At 69.5% G+C, this 17,744-nt stretch carries 15 protein-coding genes; 8 read left to right on the plus strand and 7 right to left on the minus strand.

Translation table 11 applies throughout. The features are described from left to right. The first annotated feature begins 62 nt into the window (after nucleotides 1–62). The 7 genes from PVT71_RS24290 (at nucleotide 63) to PVT71_RS24320 (ending at nucleotide 11,707) form a co-directional block, all read left to right on the plus strand. On the plus strand, nucleotides 63–953 hold the full coding sequence (locus tag PVT71_RS24290) for a LysR family transcriptional regulator (RefSeq protein ID WP_353475705.1): 891 nt from the start codon (nucleotides 63–65) through the stop codon (nucleotides 951–953). Nucleotides 954–1,117: 164 nt separating this feature from the next. After that, nucleotides 1,118–2,671: an ABC transporter substrate-binding protein gene (locus PVT71_RS24295; protein ID WP_353475706.1), complete on the plus strand. Its 1,554-nt coding sequence runs from the start codon at nucleotides 1,118–1,120 to the stop codon at nucleotides 2,669–2,671. Next, on the plus strand, nucleotides 2,671–3,630 hold the full coding sequence (locus PVT71_RS24300) for an ABC transporter permease (RefSeq protein ID WP_353475707.1): 960 nt from the start codon (nucleotides 2,671–2,673) through the stop codon (nucleotides 3,628–3,630). Before PVT71_RS24295 ends, PVT71_RS24300 begins: the two co-directional genes overlap by 1 nt. A 1-nt stretch (nucleotide 3,631) precedes the next feature. Beyond that, a complete protein-coding gene (locus PVT71_RS24305) occupies nucleotides 3,632–4,456 on the plus strand; it encodes an ABC transporter permease (protein WP_353475708.1) in 825 nt (274 codons plus the stop codon). Continuing rightward, nucleotides 4,453–6,054 carry an ABC transporter ATP-binding protein gene (locus tag PVT71_RS24310; RefSeq protein WP_353475709.1) on the plus strand — a complete coding sequence of 534 codons (1,602 nt, stop codon included), beginning with the start codon at nucleotides 4,453–4,455 and terminating at the stop codon, nucleotides 6,052–6,054. The genes PVT71_RS24305 and PVT71_RS24310 overlap by 4 nt, the downstream gene beginning before the upstream one ends. A 42-nt stretch (nucleotides 6,055–6,096) precedes the next feature. Further along, a complete protein-coding gene (locus PVT71_RS24315) occupies nucleotides 6,097–8,088 on the plus strand; it encodes a CocE/NonD family hydrolase (protein WP_353475710.1) in 1,992 nt (663 codons plus the stop codon). Nucleotides 8,089–8,311: 223 nt separating this feature from the next. After that, on the plus strand, nucleotides 8,312–11,707 hold the full coding sequence (locus PVT71_RS24320; protein WP_353475711.1) for a type I secretion protein: 3,396 nt from the start codon (nucleotides 8,312–8,314) through the stop codon (nucleotides 11,705–11,707). Nucleotides 11,708–11,764: 57 nt separating this feature from the next. Here the strand turns inward: PVT71_RS24320 and PVT71_RS24325 are convergent, their stop codons facing one another. Continuing rightward, nucleotides 11,765–12,949, minus strand: a complete 1,185-nt coding sequence (locus PVT71_RS24325; protein ID WP_353475712.1) for a carbohydrate porin — start codon at nucleotides 12,947–12,949, stop codon at nucleotides 11,765–11,767. Between PVT71_RS24325 and PVT71_RS24330 the strand changes: the two genes are divergently transcribed. Beyond that, nucleotides 12,948–13,220, plus strand: a complete 273-nt coding sequence (locus PVT71_RS24330) for a hypothetical protein (protein WP_353475713.1) — start codon at nucleotides 12,948–12,950, stop codon at nucleotides 13,218–13,220. The two genes, PVT71_RS24325 and PVT71_RS24330, sit on opposite strands and share 2 nt — an antisense overlap. Here the strand turns inward: PVT71_RS24330 and PVT71_RS24335 are convergent, their stop codons facing one another. From PVT71_RS24335 to motA, 6 genes are all read right to left on the minus strand, one after another. Next, nucleotides 13,221–14,681 carry an FAD-dependent oxidoreductase gene (locus PVT71_RS24335; protein ID WP_353475714.1) on the minus strand — a complete coding sequence of 487 codons (1,461 nt, stop codon included), beginning with the start codon at nucleotides 14,679–14,681 and terminating at the stop codon, nucleotides 13,221–13,223. It abuts the gene before it with no gap. Continuing rightward, nucleotides 14,678–14,986, minus strand: a complete 309-nt coding sequence (locus PVT71_RS24340; RefSeq protein WP_353475715.1) for a (2Fe-2S)-binding protein — start codon at nucleotides 14,984–14,986, stop codon at nucleotides 14,678–14,680. The genes PVT71_RS24335 and PVT71_RS24340 overlap by 4 nt, the downstream gene beginning before the upstream one ends. Then, nucleotides 14,973–16,082, minus strand: coding sequence for an FAD-dependent oxidoreductase (locus PVT71_RS24345; protein WP_353475716.1), 1,110 nt, complete (start codon nucleotides 16,080–16,082; stop codon nucleotides 14,973–14,975). The genes PVT71_RS24340 and PVT71_RS24345 overlap by 14 nt, the downstream gene beginning before the upstream one ends. Nucleotides 16,083–16,158: 76 nt before the next feature. Then, the gene (locus PVT71_RS24350; RefSeq protein ID WP_353475717.1) at nucleotides 16,159–16,587 is read right to left on the minus strand and encodes a flagellar FliJ family protein; all 429 of its coding nucleotides are present in this window, start codon (nucleotides 16,585–16,587) and stop codon (nucleotides 16,159–16,161) included. Continuing rightward, the gene (locus PVT71_RS24355) at nucleotides 16,577–16,840 is read right to left on the minus strand and encodes a hypothetical protein (RefSeq protein WP_353475718.1); all 264 of its coding nucleotides are present in this window, start codon (nucleotides 16,838–16,840) and stop codon (nucleotides 16,577–16,579) included. Before PVT71_RS24355 ends, PVT71_RS24350 begins: the two co-directional genes overlap by 11 nt. Continuing rightward, a complete protein-coding gene (gene motA, locus PVT71_RS24360) occupies nucleotides 16,837–17,703 on the minus strand; it encodes a flagellar motor stator protein MotA (protein WP_353475719.1) in 867 nt (288 codons plus the stop codon). The genes PVT71_RS24355 and motA overlap by 4 nt, the downstream gene beginning before the upstream one ends. Nucleotides 17,704–17,744 lie beyond the last annotated feature (41 nt).

Here is a 17,744-nt window from a genome sequence, read left to right on the forward strand (position 1 = left end):
ATTTCCGTGCGGGGGCGTTTTGAGCCCTTCGCGCCGTGCCGCCGCTCGCCTATAAGCGCGGCATGGACATCGGTCGCCTTCCGCCCCTGCGCAGCCTCATCGCCTTCCAGACCGTCGCGCGCTGCGGCAGCTTCACCCGCGCCGCCGAGCTTCTGGCGCTGACCCAAAGCGGCATCAGCCGGCAGATCGCGCAGCTCGAGGACCACGTCGGCGCGGCCCTCTTCGAGCGCCAGCCCGCGGGGGTCGTGCTGACCCGCATCGGCGAGGAATACGCCAAGGAGGTCGGCCGCGCGCTCGACGCGCTGCAGTCGCTCGAGGCCGGGCAGATCACCCGCCGCGGGCAGGATCAGGTGACCATAGCCTGCTCGCGCGCCGTGGCCGACCTCTGGATGCTGCCGCGCCTCGCCCGGCTGCGCGACGCTTTCCCGGGGCTCGAGCTGAAGCTCATCGTCAACGACTTCTTCCAGCAGCTGCGCCACGACGAATACGACCTGGCCATCTACTACCGCCCCAACCGCCCCGCCGATCACGTGGTCGATGCGCTGGGGCCCGAGGAGATGCTGCCGGTGATGGCGCCGGGCGGCACGCCGCTGGCCGAGGCCGCCGCGCCGATGCTGCTGACGGTGGAAGAGACCCACAAGGAATGGACCGACTGGGGCAACTGGCTCGCCGCCATGGATCTCAAGCTGCCCGGGGCCACGACCCGCTGGAAGCTCGGCGACTACCACCTCTCGGTCGAGGCGGCGCGGCGGGGCGTCGGCTACGCCATGGGCTGGACCTGGTTCATCGCCGACTACCTCGAAGGCGGCGTGCTGGTCCCGGCCGACGTGCGCCCCTTCCGAGGCCATGGCGAGTATTACCTCATGCGCCCGACCACCCGGCACCAGCGCCAGATCGCCCGGCAGGTGGGCGATTGGCTGGCCGAGAGCAACCGCCGCTGGCGGGCAGGCTGACACCCCGGGGCCAAGGGTCTGATTCCGTTAGGGAAGTTTTCCGCTTGCGAGGCTCTCAGAGGGGTATGACGAAAAATCATTTGTACCTCGAAACATTCCCCGGAATGTTCTGCGGCAAGCTGGCCATGAGCCGCGTACAAAGAAAAATCCACAGGAGAGACGACATGACGAAACTTCATGACATGTCCGGCATCAGCCGCCGCGGGCTTCTCGCGGGCGCGGCGGGCATGGGCCTCGTCGGCCTCAGCGGCCTGCCGCTGCGCGCGCAGGAAACGCCGCGCCGGGGCGGCACGCTGAAGCTCGGGATCAGCGGCGGCTCGACCACCGACGATTTCGACATCCGCAAGCTCGCCGACTGGGTGCCGGTGAACCAAGCCTACATGGTCATGAATGGCCTCGTCGAGATCGACTCCGACAACATCGCCCAGCCCGAGCTCTTCTCGGCCTGGGAGGCAGAAGAGGGCGCCGCCTCCTGGGTCTTCGACATCCGCGAGGGCGTAACCTTCCACAACGGCAAGAGCCTCACCGCCGATGACGTGATCTACTCGCTGAACCTGCACCGCGGCGAAAGCTCCTCGGCGGCGCGCTCGATCCTTGCGCCGATCACCGGGATCGAGAAGCTCTCGGACCTGCAGATCCGCATCACGCTCGAGAGCGGCAACGCCGACCTGCCCTACCTGCTGTCGGACTACCACCTGCTGGTCGTGCCCGACGGCTTCGACGACTGGTCCAACCCCGTCGGCACCGGTCCGTTCGTTCCCGAGCGCGTCGAGCCCGGCGTGCGCGGCCGCTTCGTGCGCAACGAGAGCTACTGGAAGCCCGGCTGCGCCAACGTGGACGCCGTCGAGGTGGTGGTGATCAACGACGTGACCGCCCGCACCAACGCGCTGATGTCGGGGCAGGTGCACGCGATCAACGCCGTGGACTTCAAGACCGTGAACCTGCTCGGCCGCAACCCGAAGCTGGAAATCGTGCGCTCGGCCGGTGGCCAGCACTTCACCTTCCTGATGGATTGCACCAAGGCGCCCTTCACCGACGTGAACGCGCGCCTCGCCATCAAGTACGCCGTGGACCGCGAGCAGCTCCTGAAGACCGCGCTCGCCGGCTTCGGCCAGCTCGGCAACGACCACCCGATCCCGCAGACCGACCGCTTCTACAACTCCGAGCTCGCGCAGCGCGCCTACGATCCCGAGAAGGCGCAGTTCCACGCCAAGAAGGCCGGGTTCGACCCGCTCGCCGTCACGCTCTCGGCCTCGGACGCGGCCTTTGCCGGCGCGGTCGACGCGGCGGCGGTGTTCCGCACCGCGGCCAGCGGCGCGGGCGTCGACGTGACCATCAAGCGCGAACCGGCGGATGGCTACTGGAGCGACGTCTGGATGCAGGTGCCGTTCTGCATGTCCTACTGGGGCGGCCGTCCGACCGCCGACCAGATGCTGTCGATCGCCTACGAGTCCACCTCGTCCTACAACGACACGCGCTGGAGCAACGAGCGCTTCGACGCGCTGCTCAAGGAAGCCCGCGCGCTGCTCGACGAGGAGAAGCGCCGCGAGATCTACTGGGAGTGCCAGGCGCTGATCCACGAGGACGGCGGCGCGATGATCCCGATGTTCGGCGACTACCTCGACGCGGTGTCGAAAGACGTGAAGGGCGTGAAACCCCATGCGATGTTCAACCTGATGGGCGCGCGCATGGCCGAGAAGGTCTGGCTGGACGCCTGATGGGGTCGCTGATCGCAAAACGTGCCGGCCTCGGGCTGCTGACGCTCTGGCTGGTCTCGGTTCTGGTGTTTGCCGGGACCGAGATCCTGCCGGGCGATGTGGCCGGCGCCATCCTCGGGCAAAATGCCACGCCCGAGTCCCTCGCCGCGCTGCGCAGCGAACTGGGCCTCGATGCGCCCGCGCTGCAGCGCTACCTCGACTGGCTGGGCGGCATCCTCACCGGCGACATGGGCCGCTCGATGGCCTCGGGTCAACCGGTCGCGGAGCTGCTCTGGCCGCGTTTCTGGAACACCATGGCGCTGGCGGCCTACGCCGGGGTCATCGCCGTGCCGCTGGCCGTGGGGCTCGGCATCCTCGCCGCCGCCAAGCGCGGCACGGTGTTCGACCGGGCCGCCAACATCGCCGCGCTCGCCTTCGTGTCGCTGCCCGAATACTTCCTCGGCCTGCTGCTGGTGCTCTGGCTCTCGGTGCGGACAGGCTGGCTGCCGAGCCTTGCCGACACCTACGAGGGCATGGGCATCGGTGCATGGTTCACCGCCACCACCCTGCCGATGCTGGTGCTGGTCATGGTCACCATGGCGCAGATCCTGCGCATGACCCGGACGACGGTGCTGGGCGTCATGGACCAGCCCTATATCGAGACTGCCTTTCTCAAGGGGCTGAAGAACGGCCGGGTGGTGATGCGCCACGCCGCGCCCAATGCCGCCGCGCCGATCGTCAACGTCTTGTCGTTCAATATCGCCTATCTCATCACCGGCGTGGTGCTGGTCGAGGCGGTGTTCAACTACAACGGGCTGGGCCGCTTCATGGTCGATGCCGTCTCGAAGCGGGATCTGCCGATGGTGCAGGCCGCCGCGATGATCTTCGGCGCCGCCTACGTGATCCTCAACATGATCGCCGACATCGCCGCCATCGCGCTCAACCCCCGCCTGCGCCACCCGCGCGGAAAGGAGGCGTAGGATGTCCCGCCTCTCCAACATCCCGCTGACCGGCTGGATCGGCATGGCGCTGATCGCCGCAAATGTGATCCTGTTCCTCTTTGGCCCGATGCTCGCGCCCTTCGGGCAGGAAGAGATCGTCGGCATGCCCTTCGACATGCCCCAGCCGGGCCACCCGCTCGGCTTCGACCAGAACGGGCGCGACATGCTCTCGCGCCTGCTCTACGGCGCGCAGATGTCGATCGGCATCTCGCTCGCCGCCGTGTGCCTCTCGTTCGCCGTCGGCGTGCCGCTCGGCATTCTTGCCGCGATCCGCGGCGGCTGGCTGGATCTGGTGCTGTCGCGCGTCGTTGATACGGTCATGTCGATCCCGGTGCTGATCTCGGCGCTGGTGGTGCTGCAGGCGCTCGGCGCGTCGCTGCCAGTGCTCATCGTCACCATCGCGCTGCTCGACAGCACCCGCGTCTTCCGCCTTGCCCGGCTGGTGGCGCAGGGGATCAACGTGATGGAATACGCCGAAGTCGCCCGGCTGCGCGGCGAGGGGCTCGGCTGGATGATCCGCCGCGAGATCCTGCCCAACGCCCTGCCGCCGCTGGTGGCCGAGTTCGGCATGCGCTTCTGCTTCACCTTCCTCTTCGTCGCGGGGCTGTCGTACCTCGGGCTCGGCGTGCAGCCGCCCTTCGCCGACTGGGGCGGGATGGTGCGCGACAACCAGCAGGGCATCCTCTACGGGCTTTACGCGCCGCTCTTCCCCGCCGCCGCCATCGCGCTGGTGACCATCGGGGTGAACCTCACCGTCGACTGGCTGCTGGCCGGGCGCACCACCGTGCAGGGAGACAACCGATGAGCGACATCCTTCGCATCCGCGACCTGCGCGTCGCCACCGCCGAGGGGGTCGAACTTCTGCACGGCGTCTCGCTCGACCTCGAAAAGGGCGAGATCCTCGGCCTGATCGGCGAGAGCGGCGCGGGCAAGTCGACCATCGGCCTTGCCGCCATGGGCTACGGCCGTGGCGGCTGCCGGATCACCGGCGGCACAATCGAGCTGGCCGGCAGGGACCTTGCCTCCGCCACCCGCCCCGAGCGCGAAGCCGTGCGCGGCGCGCGCATCGCCTACGTGGCGCAGAGCGCGGCGGCGGCCTTCAACCCGGCGCACCGGCTCGAGCGGCAGATCATGGAAGGACCGCTGCGGCATGGCCTCATGACCGCGCCCGAGGCCCGCGCCTGGATGATCGAGCTCTTCACCGCGCTCGGCCTGCCGGAGCCCGAAACCTTCGGCCGCCGCTTCCCGCACCAGGTGTCGGGCGGGCAGCTGCAGCGGGCGATGGTCGCCATGGCCATGTCCTGCAAGCCCGACATCCTCGTGCTCGACGAGCCCACCACGGCGCTCGACGTGACCACGCAGATCGAGGTGCTGCTGCTCCTGCGCGAGACGATCCGCACCTACGGCACCTCGGCGCTCTACATCACCCACGACCTCGCGGTCATCGCGCAGGTGGCCGACCGGCTGATGGTCCTGAAGAACGGCGCCGAGGTCGAGACCGGCACCACCCGGCAAATCCTGAGCGCCCCGCGCGAGCCGTACACGCAACGGCTGGTCTCCGAGCGGCAGGCGAGCCTCAACGCCGAGGCCGGGGCGCATCACCGCACCGGCGAGGACGTGCTGCGGGTGAAGTCGGTCTGCGCCGCCTATGGCAAGGCGCCGGTGCTGCACGACGTGACGTTGAACGTGCGACGCGGCGAGACCGTCGCCATCGTCGGCGAGTCCGGCTCCGGCAAGTCCACGCTGGCGCGGCTGGTCGCGGGCCTGCTGCCGCCCTCCTCGGGGCAGGTCGAGTTCGACGGCGAGCCCTTGCCCGAGAGCTACCGCAAGCGCGCGCCGGGGCTGCTGCGCCGCATCCAGCTGATCTACCAGTTGCCCGACGTGGCGCTGAACCCGCGCCAGACCGTGGCCGAGGCGATCGGCCGCCCGCTGCAGACCTTCCGCGGCCTCGGGGGCAGGGCGCAACGGGAAGAGGTGGCGCGTCTGCTGGACATGATCGGCCTGCCCGCCGAGATGGCCGGGCGCCTGCCGGGGGCGCTCTCGGGCGGGCAGAAGCAGCGCGTCTGCATCGCCCGGGCCCTCGCCGCCGAGCCCGACCTGATGATCTGCGACGAGGTCACCTCGGCGCTCGATCCGCTGGTCGCCGAGGACATCCTGCGCCTTCTGCGCAAGCTGCAGGACGAGCTCGGGATGACCTATCTCTTCATCACCCACGACCTTTCCGTGGTGCGCCGGCTCGCCGACCGCACCGTGGTGATGCAGAAGGGCCGGATCGTCGAGGAGGCGGACACCGCCGACCTCTTTGCCGCGCCGCGCGATCCCTACACCCGCAAGCTGCTGGACTCGGTGCCGCAGCTCGACCCCGGCTGGCTCGACAAGGTGCTGGAAGCCCGCGCCTCCTGACCAGAACAAACACCTGAATAAACACGATAAACGGACGTCATCATGGCCACCGAATTCATCGAACACGTCTGGATCCCCATGTCCGACGGCACGCGGCTCAGCGCCCGGCTGTTCCTGCCCGAGGGCGCGCGCAGCCATGCAGTCCCGGCGGTCCTGGAATACATCCCCTACCGCAAGCGCGACGGCACCCGCGGCCGCGACGAGCCGATGCATGGCTATTTCGCCGAACAAGGCTATGCCGCCGTGCGCGTCGACATCCGCGGCACCGGCGAATCCGAAGGGCACCTCGCCGACGAGTACCTGAAGCTCGAGCAGGACGACGCCTGCGAGGTCATCGCCTGGATCGCCGCGCAGGACTGGTGCGACGGCAACGTCGGGATGATGGGCAAGAGCTGGTCCGGCTTCAACGCGCTGCAGGTCGCGGCGCGGCGCCCCCCGGCGCTCAAGGCGATTATCACCTGCTATTCCACCGACGACCGGTTCAAGGACGACATTCACTTCATGAATGGCTGCCTCTTGAACGACAATCTCTGGTGGGGCTCGATCATGATGGGCTACCAGGCCCGCCCGCTCGATCCCGAAATCGTCGGCGAGAGTTGGCGCGAGGACTGGCAGGAACGGCTGGAAACGCTGCCCTTCTTCCCGGCAATGTGGGCCGAGCACCAGCGCTACGACGACTACTGGAAACACGGCTCGGTGCAGGAGGACTATGCCGCCATCGACTGCCCGGTGCTGGTCGTCGGGGCCTGGGCCGACAGCTACACCAACTCGGTGCCGCGCCTGCTCGAACACCTGACGGTGCCGGCGCGCGGGATCATCGGGCCCTGGGGCCACGTCTACCCGCAGGACGGTGTGCCCGGCCCGGCGATCGGTTTCCTGCAGGAGGCGGTGCGCTGGTGGGACCAGTGGCTGAAGGGTCGTGACACCGGCGTGATGGACGAGCCGAAGCTGCGCGCCTACATCAACGATCCGGTCGCGCCCGAGACCTCGCGCCCCGACCAGCCGGGCCGCTGGGTCGGCTCGGACTGGCCGCTGGCCCAGCCCATGCGTCGGATGCACCTGTCGCCCGGCGCGCTCGCCGACACCGTGGGGGAGGGCGGGCTGCTGCCGATCCGCTCGCCGCAGAGCCATGGTATTGCTGCCGGGGAATGGATGGGCGTCGGCTGCCCGGGCGAGATGCCCGCCGACCAGCGCCTCGAGGACGGCGGCGCGCTGGTCTTCGAGACCGGCGTTCTGGAGCAGGACCTCGAGATCCTCGGCGTGCCCGAGATCGACCTGCACCTCGCCTCGGACAAGCCGGTGGCGCAGGTGGTGGTCCGCCTCGGCGACGTCGCGCCCGATGGCCGCGTCACGCGCGTCAGCTACCAGGTGCTGAACCTCACGCATCGCAATGGCCACGAGACCCCCGAGGCGCTGGTGCCCGGCCGGTTCGAGACCGTGAAGATCAAGTTCTCGGCCTGCGGTCACCGCTTCGCCGCGGGTCACCGGCTGCGGGTCTCCGTCGGCACCGCCTACTGGCCGATCATCTGGCCTTCGCCCGAGGCGGCGACGCTGACCATCGACACGGCGCGCAGCGTCCTGCACTTGCCGCAGCGCGCGGGCGGCGATGCGCATCCGGGCTTCGAGCCGCCGGCGCATGGCCCGGCCTGCCCGATCACCATGGTCCGGCCCGCCAAGCTCGAGCGGCACGTCACCACCGACTTCCTCACCGGCGAGGTCACCTACGTGACCAATGGCGAGGGCGGGCTCTTCGGCGAGGGCGTGCTGCGCTTCGACGAGATCGGCACGGTGCTCTCGCACAGCCTGCGGCGCGAGCTGACCATCCACCCGGACGATCCCGCGACCGCGCGCTACCGGCTCAACCAGGTCTACGAGATGGGCCGCGAGGGCTGGCAGACGGTGTCGGTGCTGGACAGCGAAATGACCTGCGACGCCGGGAACTTCCACCTCTCGGCGCGCATGACGGTCACGCTGAACGGCGACCAGGTCTTCGCCAAGGACTGGTCGCGGACCATCCCGCGCGACCTCGTCTGAGATCGGGGCGAGGCTGAGGAAGACGGGCGTGCCATCGGCGCGCCCGTCTTTCTGTGCGCGGCTTGAGGCGCGGCGCAGGAAACACAGGGCGGAAATTATTCCTGCATGCGAAACGGCATGTTTCCGAAGTAAATGGAAATGTGGCGAAATTCCGGCATAGACTGTCCGGGCGTTTCCGCTTCGGGGCCGCTTTCCAAGAGTATTTTTTCAAGCGGTGTTTCCGATGCCCACGCTTTATCTCCTTTCGCTTCTTCTCGGCGGGCTCATGATCGGCCTTGCGACGACCTCGTCCACCTCGGACGACGACGACCCCAAGGAGGACGATGGCGGCGAGGATGTGGTGATCCCGGAAAATCCCTCGGGCGGCAGCCTCTACCTCGGGACCGAGGGCAATGACCTGCTGCGCGGCAGTTCGGGGAACGACACGCTGGACGGCGGCCCGGGCAACGACCGGCTGCTCGGCAAGGGCGGGAATGACCTCATCGTCGACACGCTCGGCTCGGACACGGCGGAGGGCGGTGCGGGCACCGACTTCATCGCGCTGGTCGACGACCTGCCCGGCGCGCCCGACGTGATCGACGGCGGGGCGGGGGTGGACCTGCTCTGGGGCGACGACGGCGATACGGTCACCGGCGGCGCCGGGGCCGATCTCTTCATCGTGCCGGTGGGGCAGGCGGGGGCCGAGCCGGTCACCATCACCGATCTCGACTTCACCCGCCTCACCGAGCAGGACGTGCCCGACCGCGTGGTCTTCGTCACCCCCGAGGGCGAGATCATCCCCCGCGCCGCCTTCTTCGACGGATCGCTCGCGGCGGGGATCGGCGATCTGCCCGACGGCAGCGGCGCGCAGGTCTACATGAACGGCGAGGTGGTCGCGATCATCGAGGGCTATACCGCCGAGGAGCTGTTCTACGAGACGATCTGGATCGGCAACTTCTCCTCGGCGCTCAACGCCACCTTCGACGGCGACGACGTGCTTGTTGGCACCGAGGCGCGCGACGACTTCTTCGGCGGTCCCGGGTCGGACGTGCTGATCGGCCGGGGCGGCGGCGACTACCTCGACGGCCAGACCGGCGACGACTACCTCAGCGGCGTCGACGCGCCGGGGGCCGGGATGATCGGCGACACGCTGGTCGGCAACGAGGGCGACGACGTGCTGCGCGGGGACGAGGGCGACCATCTCGCGGGCGGCGCGGGCACCGACGTCTACGAGATCGTGGTGCCGCAGGGAGACGGGCCCTTCGCCCCGCTGACGCTGCACACCTACGAGCTGACCGGCTACGAGGGCGGGCCGGAACTCATCACGCTGGTGCAGCCGGACGGCACGCTGCTCTCGGCGGCCGAGGCATACGACCACCTCTCGGTGGTCGAGGCGGCGGATGGCAGCGGCGCGGCGCTGGTCTACGACGGCATCGTGCTGGCGGTGGTCGACGGGGTGGACGCGGCGGAGCTTGGCGATCCCTCGGGCTGGCTCGGCAACCTCACGCAGCTGACCCCGCTCGGGGCCGCGCCGCCCCCCTTCGAAGGCACCCATGTCTCGGTCACCGCGGCCACCGGCACCGGCGCGACGCTCGAGGGCGCGTTCTTCGGCGGCAACCTCGTCTTCAGCGTCAACACCGACAACGGCCTGCCGCTGGACAACTTCGGTGCGGCGGCGGATGCGCTCGACATCACCCACCTGCGCTTCCCGGCCGGGCAGGGCGACAGCGGCGATCTCGAGGTGGACGGCGACGGCTTCCTCAACGTGCTGCAGATGGAGCGCGTGGACGGCGAATGGGAGCTGCGGCAGGAGGTCACCGACATGCTCGACTGGGCGCGCGAGAACGGCGCGCAGGTCACGCTGGTGCTGCCGACGAAGAACTACACCGTCGCCGAGTACGAGGCGCTGGACGGGGACATCGCCCGCTTTGCCGAGACGGTGATGCGCGACTATTCGGACGTGGTCGAGGCCTTCGAGATCGGCAACGAGTACTGGAGCATGGGCGAGACCGCCTATGGCGCCAAGGCCGATGTCGCCGCTGTGGCGCTGGCACGGGGCATGGAGGACGCGGGTTTCGCCGAGGCCGACCAGGCGGCGATCCTCGTGCAGATGGCCTCTCCCTTCGCCGGGTCGGAATACCACGTCTCGGTCGACGACCGGCCCTATCTCGAACGGGTGCAGGACGCCAACCGCGCGATCATCGACCAGCTCGGCACCGGGGCGCGGGACGCGATCGACGGGGTGGTGGAGCATTACTACTACGACAAGACGGTCACCGAGTTCGACGGCAGCAGCGGCGAGATGAACTTCATCAACCGAGACTACGCGGTGTGGGAGGAAGAGTTCGACAAGGACCTGGACCTCTACATCACCGAATGGAACGTGCGCACCTCGGACACCACCGAGACCGGGCTGCGCTCGGCCTCGGTCATGGTCGAGATGACCTCGAACATGACCGAGCTCGGCGTCGACGCGGCGCATGTCTGGCCGGTGCAGCACAACACGCCGACCGACCTTGCCGGGCGCCAGACCGAGGACGTGATCACCGATGCCGAGGGGCGGGTGCTCAACACGATCAACGGCGCGACCTTCGATCTCATGAGCTCGAGCCTGCCGGGGCTGGAACTGCTCGACACGGACCTCTCGGTCGAGGACGGCAGCTTCACCTTCCACGCCTGGCAATCCGAGGACAGCACCGTGGTCTACGTCGCCTCGCGTTCCACGGATACGATCGAGCTCGAGCTCGACCTTTCGACTCTGGTGCCCGGCTACACCTCCGCCTCGGCGGCGAAGATCGGCGCCGATTTCTCGGCCAACTCCAGCGACGGGGTGCATTACGTGCCGGGCAGCGGCTTCGAGGAGGCCGACAGCCTGCTGATCAACGGCCAGCGCTACTACATCAACGAGAACGACGTGCGCGCCGAGCTGACCGACCTCGCGGTGCGAAGCACCACCGTTCAGATCACGCTCGACCCGTTCGAGGTCATCGAGATCACCTTCGACACCACGGGCGTCGACGTGACCACGCCCGATCCCGGCGGGGTGCCCGGCGACCGCCTCACCGGAAGCACCGGACCGGACACGCTCGAGGGCGGCGACGGTGACGACACGCTCGACGGGCAGGCGGGGGATGACCGGCTGACCGGCGGCAAGGGGGACGACGATCTCAACGGCGGCGAGGGTGACGACCGGCTGATGGGCTGGGGCGGCGACGATTACCTCAAGGGCGCCGAGGGCAACGACCTCATTTCGGGCAACCAGGGCAATGACACGCTGGTCGGCTCCGAAGGTGACGACACGCTCACCGGCAACGAGGACGACGACGAGCTCAATGGCATGACCGGCAACGACAGCCTCTCGGGCGGGCCGGGGGCCGACACGCTGACCGGCTGGGCCGGGCGCGACATCTTCGCGCTGGCCGAGGGCGACCTGACCGGCGGCGACGTGATCACCGACTTCACCCCCGGCAAGGACGTGATCGAGGTGGACCTGCCGGGCATCGACGACCTGTCGGACATCAGCTTCAGCGCCGGCGAGGATGGCATCACCGTCCGCTTCGGCGCGCAGGGCAGCCTGCTTCTGCAGGGCGATCTGCGCATCGCGGACGTGAACGCCGCGCGCAACTTCGTCTTCGTCTAGGCGCGGAAAAAGGGCTGTCCCCGCGGGGACAGCCCTTCCGTTCAACAGCCCTCGGGTTCAGAAGGTCGCGCGGATGCGGAAGCCGATCTGCGTGTAGTCGTCGTAGTTCTCGAAGCTCGGCTTCACCCACATGAGGTTGCCGCCGAGCCGCCAGTTCTCGGTCAGGGCGGCCTCGTAGAAGGCCTCGACCGCCGACTCGTCGCGCAGCTTCACGCCGTAGGCGTCGAGCGCCTCGCCGAGCTTGTTCGACCAGTTGTACTTGCTCCAGGCAAGGCCCCAGCGGTCGCTCTGCCGGCCGTAGAGCGGCGAGTTGCCCCCGACACCAAGCAGGAACATCTCGTCCAGCGGGTTGGGATTGCCGTCACCGAAGCCGATCTGGCCGAAGACGCCCCAGCCGACCATCGGGTTCTGCGGATCGCTCCAGAGGTACTGCTGGAAGCTGACCCCGGCCCAGTTCACCCCGTCCTTGGTGCCGGCGAAGGAGTCGTCGCTCGGGTCGAGCAGGAGCGACTCGTAATCCGTGCCCTTCTTGGTCGAGTGGGCGATGTTGAGGCTGTAGAAGCCCGGCATGCCGTTGATCTGGGTCGTGTAGGTCGCGGTGCCGTTGTAGACCACGCCCTCGTCGAAGAGATCGTCCCAGAAATCCTCGCCCTGCGCGTTGTTCGCGTCGTAGATCATCAGCGTGTAGATCATCGGCGCGTAGTTCACCGTCAGCATGCCGCCGAAGATGTAGGGCGGCAGCACGAAGTTGCCGGGCGCGCCGATGCCGAGATACTGGAACCCGCCCTGACCCTGGCCGCCGACCAGCGGCGTCGCCTCGGCAAGGTCGATCACGTTGAACTTGCCGAAGCTCACGCTGGTGGTGTTGTTGAACTGCTGCGTGAGGCTCAGTGACAGCGTGGTCTGGTTGTCCGAGGTGGCCGAGGGCAGCGTCGCGAAGGTGTTGGTCGGCCAGACCAGCCCGCCCTCGCCGAGACCCACGTAGCCGTCACCGTCGTTGTACTCGAAATGGCCGCTGATCGAGCCGCCGGACCAGATCTCGGGCAGGCTCAGCTTCATGTCCGCGCGCCAATTGTAGAGCGCGTCGTCGTCGGCATCCCCGGAGATCTGCGCGTCGGCGAAGGTCGTGAGGCCGAAGGTGAACTTCGCGCCGTTGTCCTGCGCCGCGGCGGCAAGCGGCAGGCTGGCAGAGGTCAGCAGGACGGCGATCGTGGTCGGGCGGGTGAAAAGACGGACCGGCATGGATGAAATCCTCGTATCGGAGGTGAACGTTCCTTGGGAAATCATGGCTCCGGTCACATGCCGCGCCCTGAACAGCCGCGCGGCCCCGAAGCGGCACACACTCAAACGCATTCTCGAAAAAGCTCTGATTTCACGGCCAGAAAATGCGCCGGAAACCCTTGGGAAAAAGCCTTCCACAGGCGCGCGACAAAAGCAATTCTTGATCTACCCCAGCGTGAAGCGGGGGCTCGACTGTGGCCGTGCTGCCCAGCCCATGGGCCGAAGCCCTTGATTATCCGCCGCTTGGCGGCAGGGGCAGCGGCGTGTCGGGCAGCGGGGCCTCCCCCAGCGCGGCGCGCTGTGCGGCCGCGCCGGCGGGAAGGCGGGCAAGCTCGGCGAGGGGCAGCGGACGGACCGGTGTGCGGAAACGCAGGTGGCCAAGCTCGGCCGGGGCGCGGCCGGTCTCGTCGGCCATGATCTCGGTCACGCTCGCGGCGCACATGCGGCCCTGGCAGGGGCCCATGCCGCAGCGCAGGTAGGTCTTCAGCTGGTTCGGCCCGGGTGCGCCGAGCCGCGCGGCGGCGCGGATCGCCTCGGCGGTGACCTCCTCGCAGCGGCAGGCGAGCGTGTCGCCGCGCGGGGCGAGAAGGGCGGGGGGCGGGGCGAACCAGCGGTCGAGGAAGGCGCGGCCGCGGTCGGCCTTGCGCCACTGCGCGTGGGCCTCGTCCCGGCGCGCGGTAGATGGCGCGTGCCCGAGAAGCGCGAGCGCCGCCTGCGCCGCGCGGCGGCCCGAGGGCAGGGCGCGGTCGGCGCCGCCGATCCCGGCACCATCCCCGGCGACGAAGAGGCCGGGGACGGCCGTGGCGCCCATGGCATCCGCGTCGGGCTCGAAGCAGCGCAGGGCCTCGTTCCAGCGCGTCGGGATCCCCGCGGCGACGGCAAGGTGGAGCGACGGCACCACGCCCGCGTGCAGCAGCACGAGGTCGGCGGCGATCTCGTGCCACGCCCCGGCGCGGCGGTAGCGCAGCGCCTCGGCGTGGGTCTCTCCGGTGATCTCCAGCGCCTCGGCCCCGGGGATCACCGGCACGTGGCGGCGCACCCGGGCCATGAGCCCGGCGCCCTTGCGGAAGGCGGGCGAGCGCAGAAAGCCCGGCAGGTGGCGAAGGGCGGCGCGGCGGTTCGGCGAGGGCGTCTCGACCAGCGCGGCGGGGGTGATCCCGGCGCGCAGCAGCTGGTCGGCGAGCAGGTAGAGCAGCGGCCCGACCCCGGCGAGCACGCAGCGCCCCTCGGGCAGCAGCCCGCCGGACTTCAGCGCGATCTGCGCCGCGCCAGCGCCCATGACGCCGGGCAGGGTCCAGCCGGGCAGGGGCAGCGGGCGCTCCTGAGCGCCGGTGGCAAGGATCACCGCGCGGGCCGCGACCAGATGCGCGGCGCCGCCGTGGCTGACGCCGATGCGGATCGGCCCCGCGGCCCCGGGCATGACGCCCCAGACCGAAGCGCCGCTGACATGTCGCGCGCCGCAGACGGCAAAGCCGGCCACGTGCGCGGCCCCGGCGGCATAGTCCTTGCCGAGCAGCGTCTTGCGGGCCTCTGGCGCGGTGCCGATGCCGCGCCAGATCTGGCCGCCGGGCGCCGGGGTCTCGTCGACGAGCAGCACTTCGACGCCCGCCGCCCTCGCCTCGACGGCGGCGGCCATGCCGGCGGGACCGGCGCCGATGATCACCAGATCGGCGGTTTCGGGCAGTGCGCTCATGCCCCGGCCTCCGGCAGCAGCTGCGGCGCACCGGACTGGCGCTCGATCCGCATTCCGGGCGCGACGGTCACGAGGCAGGCCTGCCGGTTGGGTGCGCCGTCGATGGTCACGAGGCAGTCGAAGCAGCTGCCCATCAGGCAATAGGGCGCGCGGGGTGCGCCGCTGACCACGCTGCCGCGAAAGCGGGTGACCCCGGCGGCAAGCAGCGCGACGGCGACGCTGTCGCCGCGCCGGGCCGTGAGGGGGGCTCCGTCGAGCAGGATCTCGACCGCCTCGGCGGGCGGAATGGGGTCACGCCGGAACATGGAACCTCGCGGAGGAAAAGGCCGCCGGGCCGATCTGCGCCGCGCCCTCGGCGATCTGCGGCGCGATGCGCCGCGCGTGGAGCGCGGCCAGCGTCACGCCGCTGTGGCAGAGCACGACGTGGGCGCCGGGATGGGTGGCGGACCGGCCATAGATGGGAATGCCGTCGAGCGGCTTGACGCGGAAACCCGTCCAGCTGCGCACCACGTTGAGCCGGGCGAGGGGCGGGTAGACCCGGATCGCGCGGGCGGCGAGCAGCGCCGCGATCTCGGGATCGCCGGGGATGGTATCGGTGTCATTCTCGTCGCTGTCGCCGATCAGCACGCTGCCCTCGTCGGTCTGGCGGACGATCGCGCTGAGGAAGGGCAGGCGGCCCGACACCCGCTCGGTGACGAGGATCTGGCCGCGGCTGTGGCGGAGCGGCGTGGCAAGGCCGACCATCGGGGCCAGCGCCTCGGTCGCGGTGCCCGCGGCCAGCACGAGGCGGGGCGTTGTCATCTCGCCCCACGCGCCGGTCAGGCGGAAGCCGGAGCCAAGCGGTTCGATACGGCTCACGACGTGGTGCGCGCGGTAGGTGACGCCCAACGCCGCGCCGGCGCGGTGCAGCGCATGGAAGAGGCGCAGCGCGTTGAGATGGCCGTCGGCGGCACCGTGGACCGCGCCCACCACGTCGGGGCCGATGCCAGGGATCTCGCGCTCGAGCTCGGCGCGGGAGACGGCGCGCCAGGGCGCGGCCGCGCCGCCGGTCTCCTCGGTGATGCGGGCCATGTCGGCGACGATCCCGTCGAGCTCGCGCGGGGAGAGCGCGAAGCTGTAGCCGCCGGGCTGCTCGAGCGACAGCGAGAGGCCGGAGCGCGCCTCGAGATCACGGGCAAATTCGGGCCAGAGCCGCGCCGCCTCGAGCGACCAGCGCGCGTAGTCGGGGCTGCCGAGTCCCTTGCCCGAGACCCAGACGAGCCCGAAATTCGCCCGCGAGGCGCGGCGTGACAGGTCTTCGCCGTCGAGCACCAGCACGCGCAGCCCGGCATCCGCCAGACCCAGCGCCAGCGCGCTGCCGACCAGGCCGCCGCCGATCACGGTGATGTCGTGCTGGGTCATGGGTCTGTCCTTCTGGCGCGGGCGGGCGTCCGGGGTGCCGTGATTTGCCCGCCCGGCGCCGGACTTGTCCAGCCCCTCAGCGGTTCCAGCGCAGCAGCGACAGCTCGTCCTGCGCATCGGCCTCGCGCTTGGCCTGTGCCTCGCGCTCCTCGGCGAGGCGCTTCAGGCGGAGGATCTCGTAGGTCTTCTGTTCGGCCAGCGCGGCGCGGAGCTTTTCCTCGGAGCGGGCGAGCTCGGGTGCGAGCTTGGCCGCGTCGATCGAGATCCGGTCCACCTCGGCGCGGATCGAGCGGATGAACCGGCCAAGGTAGGGTGCGCCCTCGAGCCCGTCGATGTGCGACTCGCCCGAGAGCCGGTCGAGCAGCGCCTTGCGGTCGCCGTCGAGCTTGTCCATGCGGGCGCGGAGCGCGCCGGTCTCTGCCGCCTGCCGTTCGGTCTCGAGCGACTTCAGCCGCTCCATGACCTGCAGCGCGCGCAGGCGCCGACGCGCCGCCTCAGTGGCCACCGGAGGCGCCCCCGGTCGCCGCGCCGGCCTGCGGTTCGGGGCGGAGCGGGCGCTCGCCGCCGAGCTTCATGCGCATGTTGGCGAGGATGTCCTCGGGATAGGCGTTCGAGGTGGGGGGCAGCGCGGGGAAGGCGCCGGGTTTCGCCGCCGAGATGTAGCCCAGCGACTTGAGATCCTCCTCGGCGGTCGTCGGCCCCTCGGCCGAGGCCATGCCGGCGAGCAGCAGCAGGGATAGCGCCGCGAGCCGCCTCATGCCGCGGGCAGTTCCTTCTGCGCGGCCTCGACCTCGTAGAAATCGGGCTGCATGCGCGTGGGGATGTTGCCGCGGCCGATCTCGACGCAGATGCTCGGCGGGTGGTCGGCGACCATGGCGACGAAGATGTCGCGGATGATGTGGTAGAAGGCGGCGTCCTCGTCCTCGATTTGCGTCAGGCGGCCGGAGATCGGCTGCACCATGCAATAGGCGATGAACACGCCGAGGAAGGTGCCGACCAGCGCGCCGCCGATCATCCCGCCGAGGATCTCGGGCGGCTGGTCGATCGACGACATGGTCTTGATCACGCCCAGGACCGCCGCGACGATGCCGATCGCAGGCAGGCCGTCGGCCATCTGCTGGATGGCGTGGGCCGAGGCCATTGACTCGTGGTGGTGCTTCTTGATCTTGCGGTTGATCACGTCCTCGGTCTGGTACTTGTCGTCGAACTGCATCGACAGCATGCGGAAGCTGTCGCGGATCAGGTCGATGGCGAAGTGGTCCGCCGCGATGCGCGGGTAGCGCGCGAAGATGTCGCTCTGCTGGGGGGACTCGATGTGGCTGTCGAGCGCGAGGATGCCCTTGGCCTTGTAGATGCGCGACAGCTCGAACATCAGGTTGAGCAGGTCGGAGTAATCCTTGGCCTTCCAGCGCGGCCCCTTCATCACCTTGATCACGCCCTTGCCCGAGTTCTTGATCACCGAGAAGCTGTTGGCGATGACGAAGGCGCCGATCGAGGCGCCGCCGATCATCATCCCCTCGAAGGGAAGCGCGTGCAGCACGATGTCCATCTTGCCGCCGGACAGGATGAAGCCACCGAAGACGAGGCCGAAGACGAGGGCGAGTCCGAGGATCAGCGTCATGGGGTGAAATCTCTGCTTGGATCTTGCGACCGGAATGCGCC

The sequence above is a fragment of the Salipiger sp. H15 genome (genome assembly GCF_040409955.1).
Taxonomy (GTDB): domain Bacteria; phylum Pseudomonadota; class Alphaproteobacteria; order Rhodobacterales; family Rhodobacteraceae; genus Salipiger.

Coding starts and splice junctions, on each gene's coding strand:
- PVT71_RS24310 (WP_353475709.1), top strand. CDS start 4,453: ATGAGCGACATCCTTCGCATCCGCGACCTGCGCGTCGCCACCGCCGAG.
- PVT71_RS24305 (WP_353475708.1), top strand. CDS start 3,632: ATGTCCCGCCTCTCCAACATCCCGCTGACCGGCTGGATCGGCATGGCG.
- motA (WP_353475719.1), bottom strand. CDS start 17,703: ATGACGCTGATCCTCGGACTCGCCCTCGTCTTCGGCCTCGTCTTCGGT.
- PVT71_RS24345 (WP_353475716.1), bottom strand. CDS start 16,082: ATGACCCAGCACGACATCACCGTGATCGGCGGCGGCCTGGTCGGCAGC.
- PVT71_RS24295 (WP_353475706.1), top strand. CDS start 1,118: ATGACGAAACTTCATGACATGTCCGGCATCAGCCGCCGCGGGCTTCTC.
- PVT71_RS24330 (WP_353475713.1), top strand. CDS start 12,948: ATGGATGAAATCCTCGTATCGGAGGTGAACGTTCCTTGGGAAATCATG.
- PVT71_RS24320 (WP_353475711.1), top strand. CDS start 8,312: ATGCCCACGCTTTATCTCCTTTCGCTTCTTCTCGGCGGGCTCATGATC.
- PVT71_RS24325 (WP_353475712.1), bottom strand. CDS start 12,949: ATGCCGGTCCGTCTTTTCACCCGCCCGACCACGATCGCCGTCCTGCTG.
- PVT71_RS24335 (WP_353475714.1), bottom strand. CDS start 14,681: ATGAGCGCACTGCCCGAAACCGCCGATCTGGTGATCATCGGCGCCGGT.
- PVT71_RS24340 (WP_353475715.1), bottom strand. CDS start 14,986: ATGTTCCGGCGTGACCCCATTCCGCCCGCCGAGGCGGTCGAGATCCTG.
- PVT71_RS24300 (WP_353475707.1), top strand. CDS start 2,671: ATGGGGTCGCTGATCGCAAAACGTGCCGGCCTCGGGCTGCTGACGCTC.
- PVT71_RS24290 (WP_353475705.1), top strand. CDS start 63: ATGGACATCGGTCGCCTTCCGCCCCTGCGCAGCCTCATCGCCTTCCAG.
- PVT71_RS24355 (WP_353475718.1), bottom strand. CDS start 16,840: ATGAGGCGGCTCGCGGCGCTATCCCTGCTGCTGCTCGCCGGCATGGCC.
- PVT71_RS24315 (WP_353475710.1), top strand. CDS start 6,097: ATGGCCACCGAATTCATCGAACACGTCTGGATCCCCATGTCCGACGGC.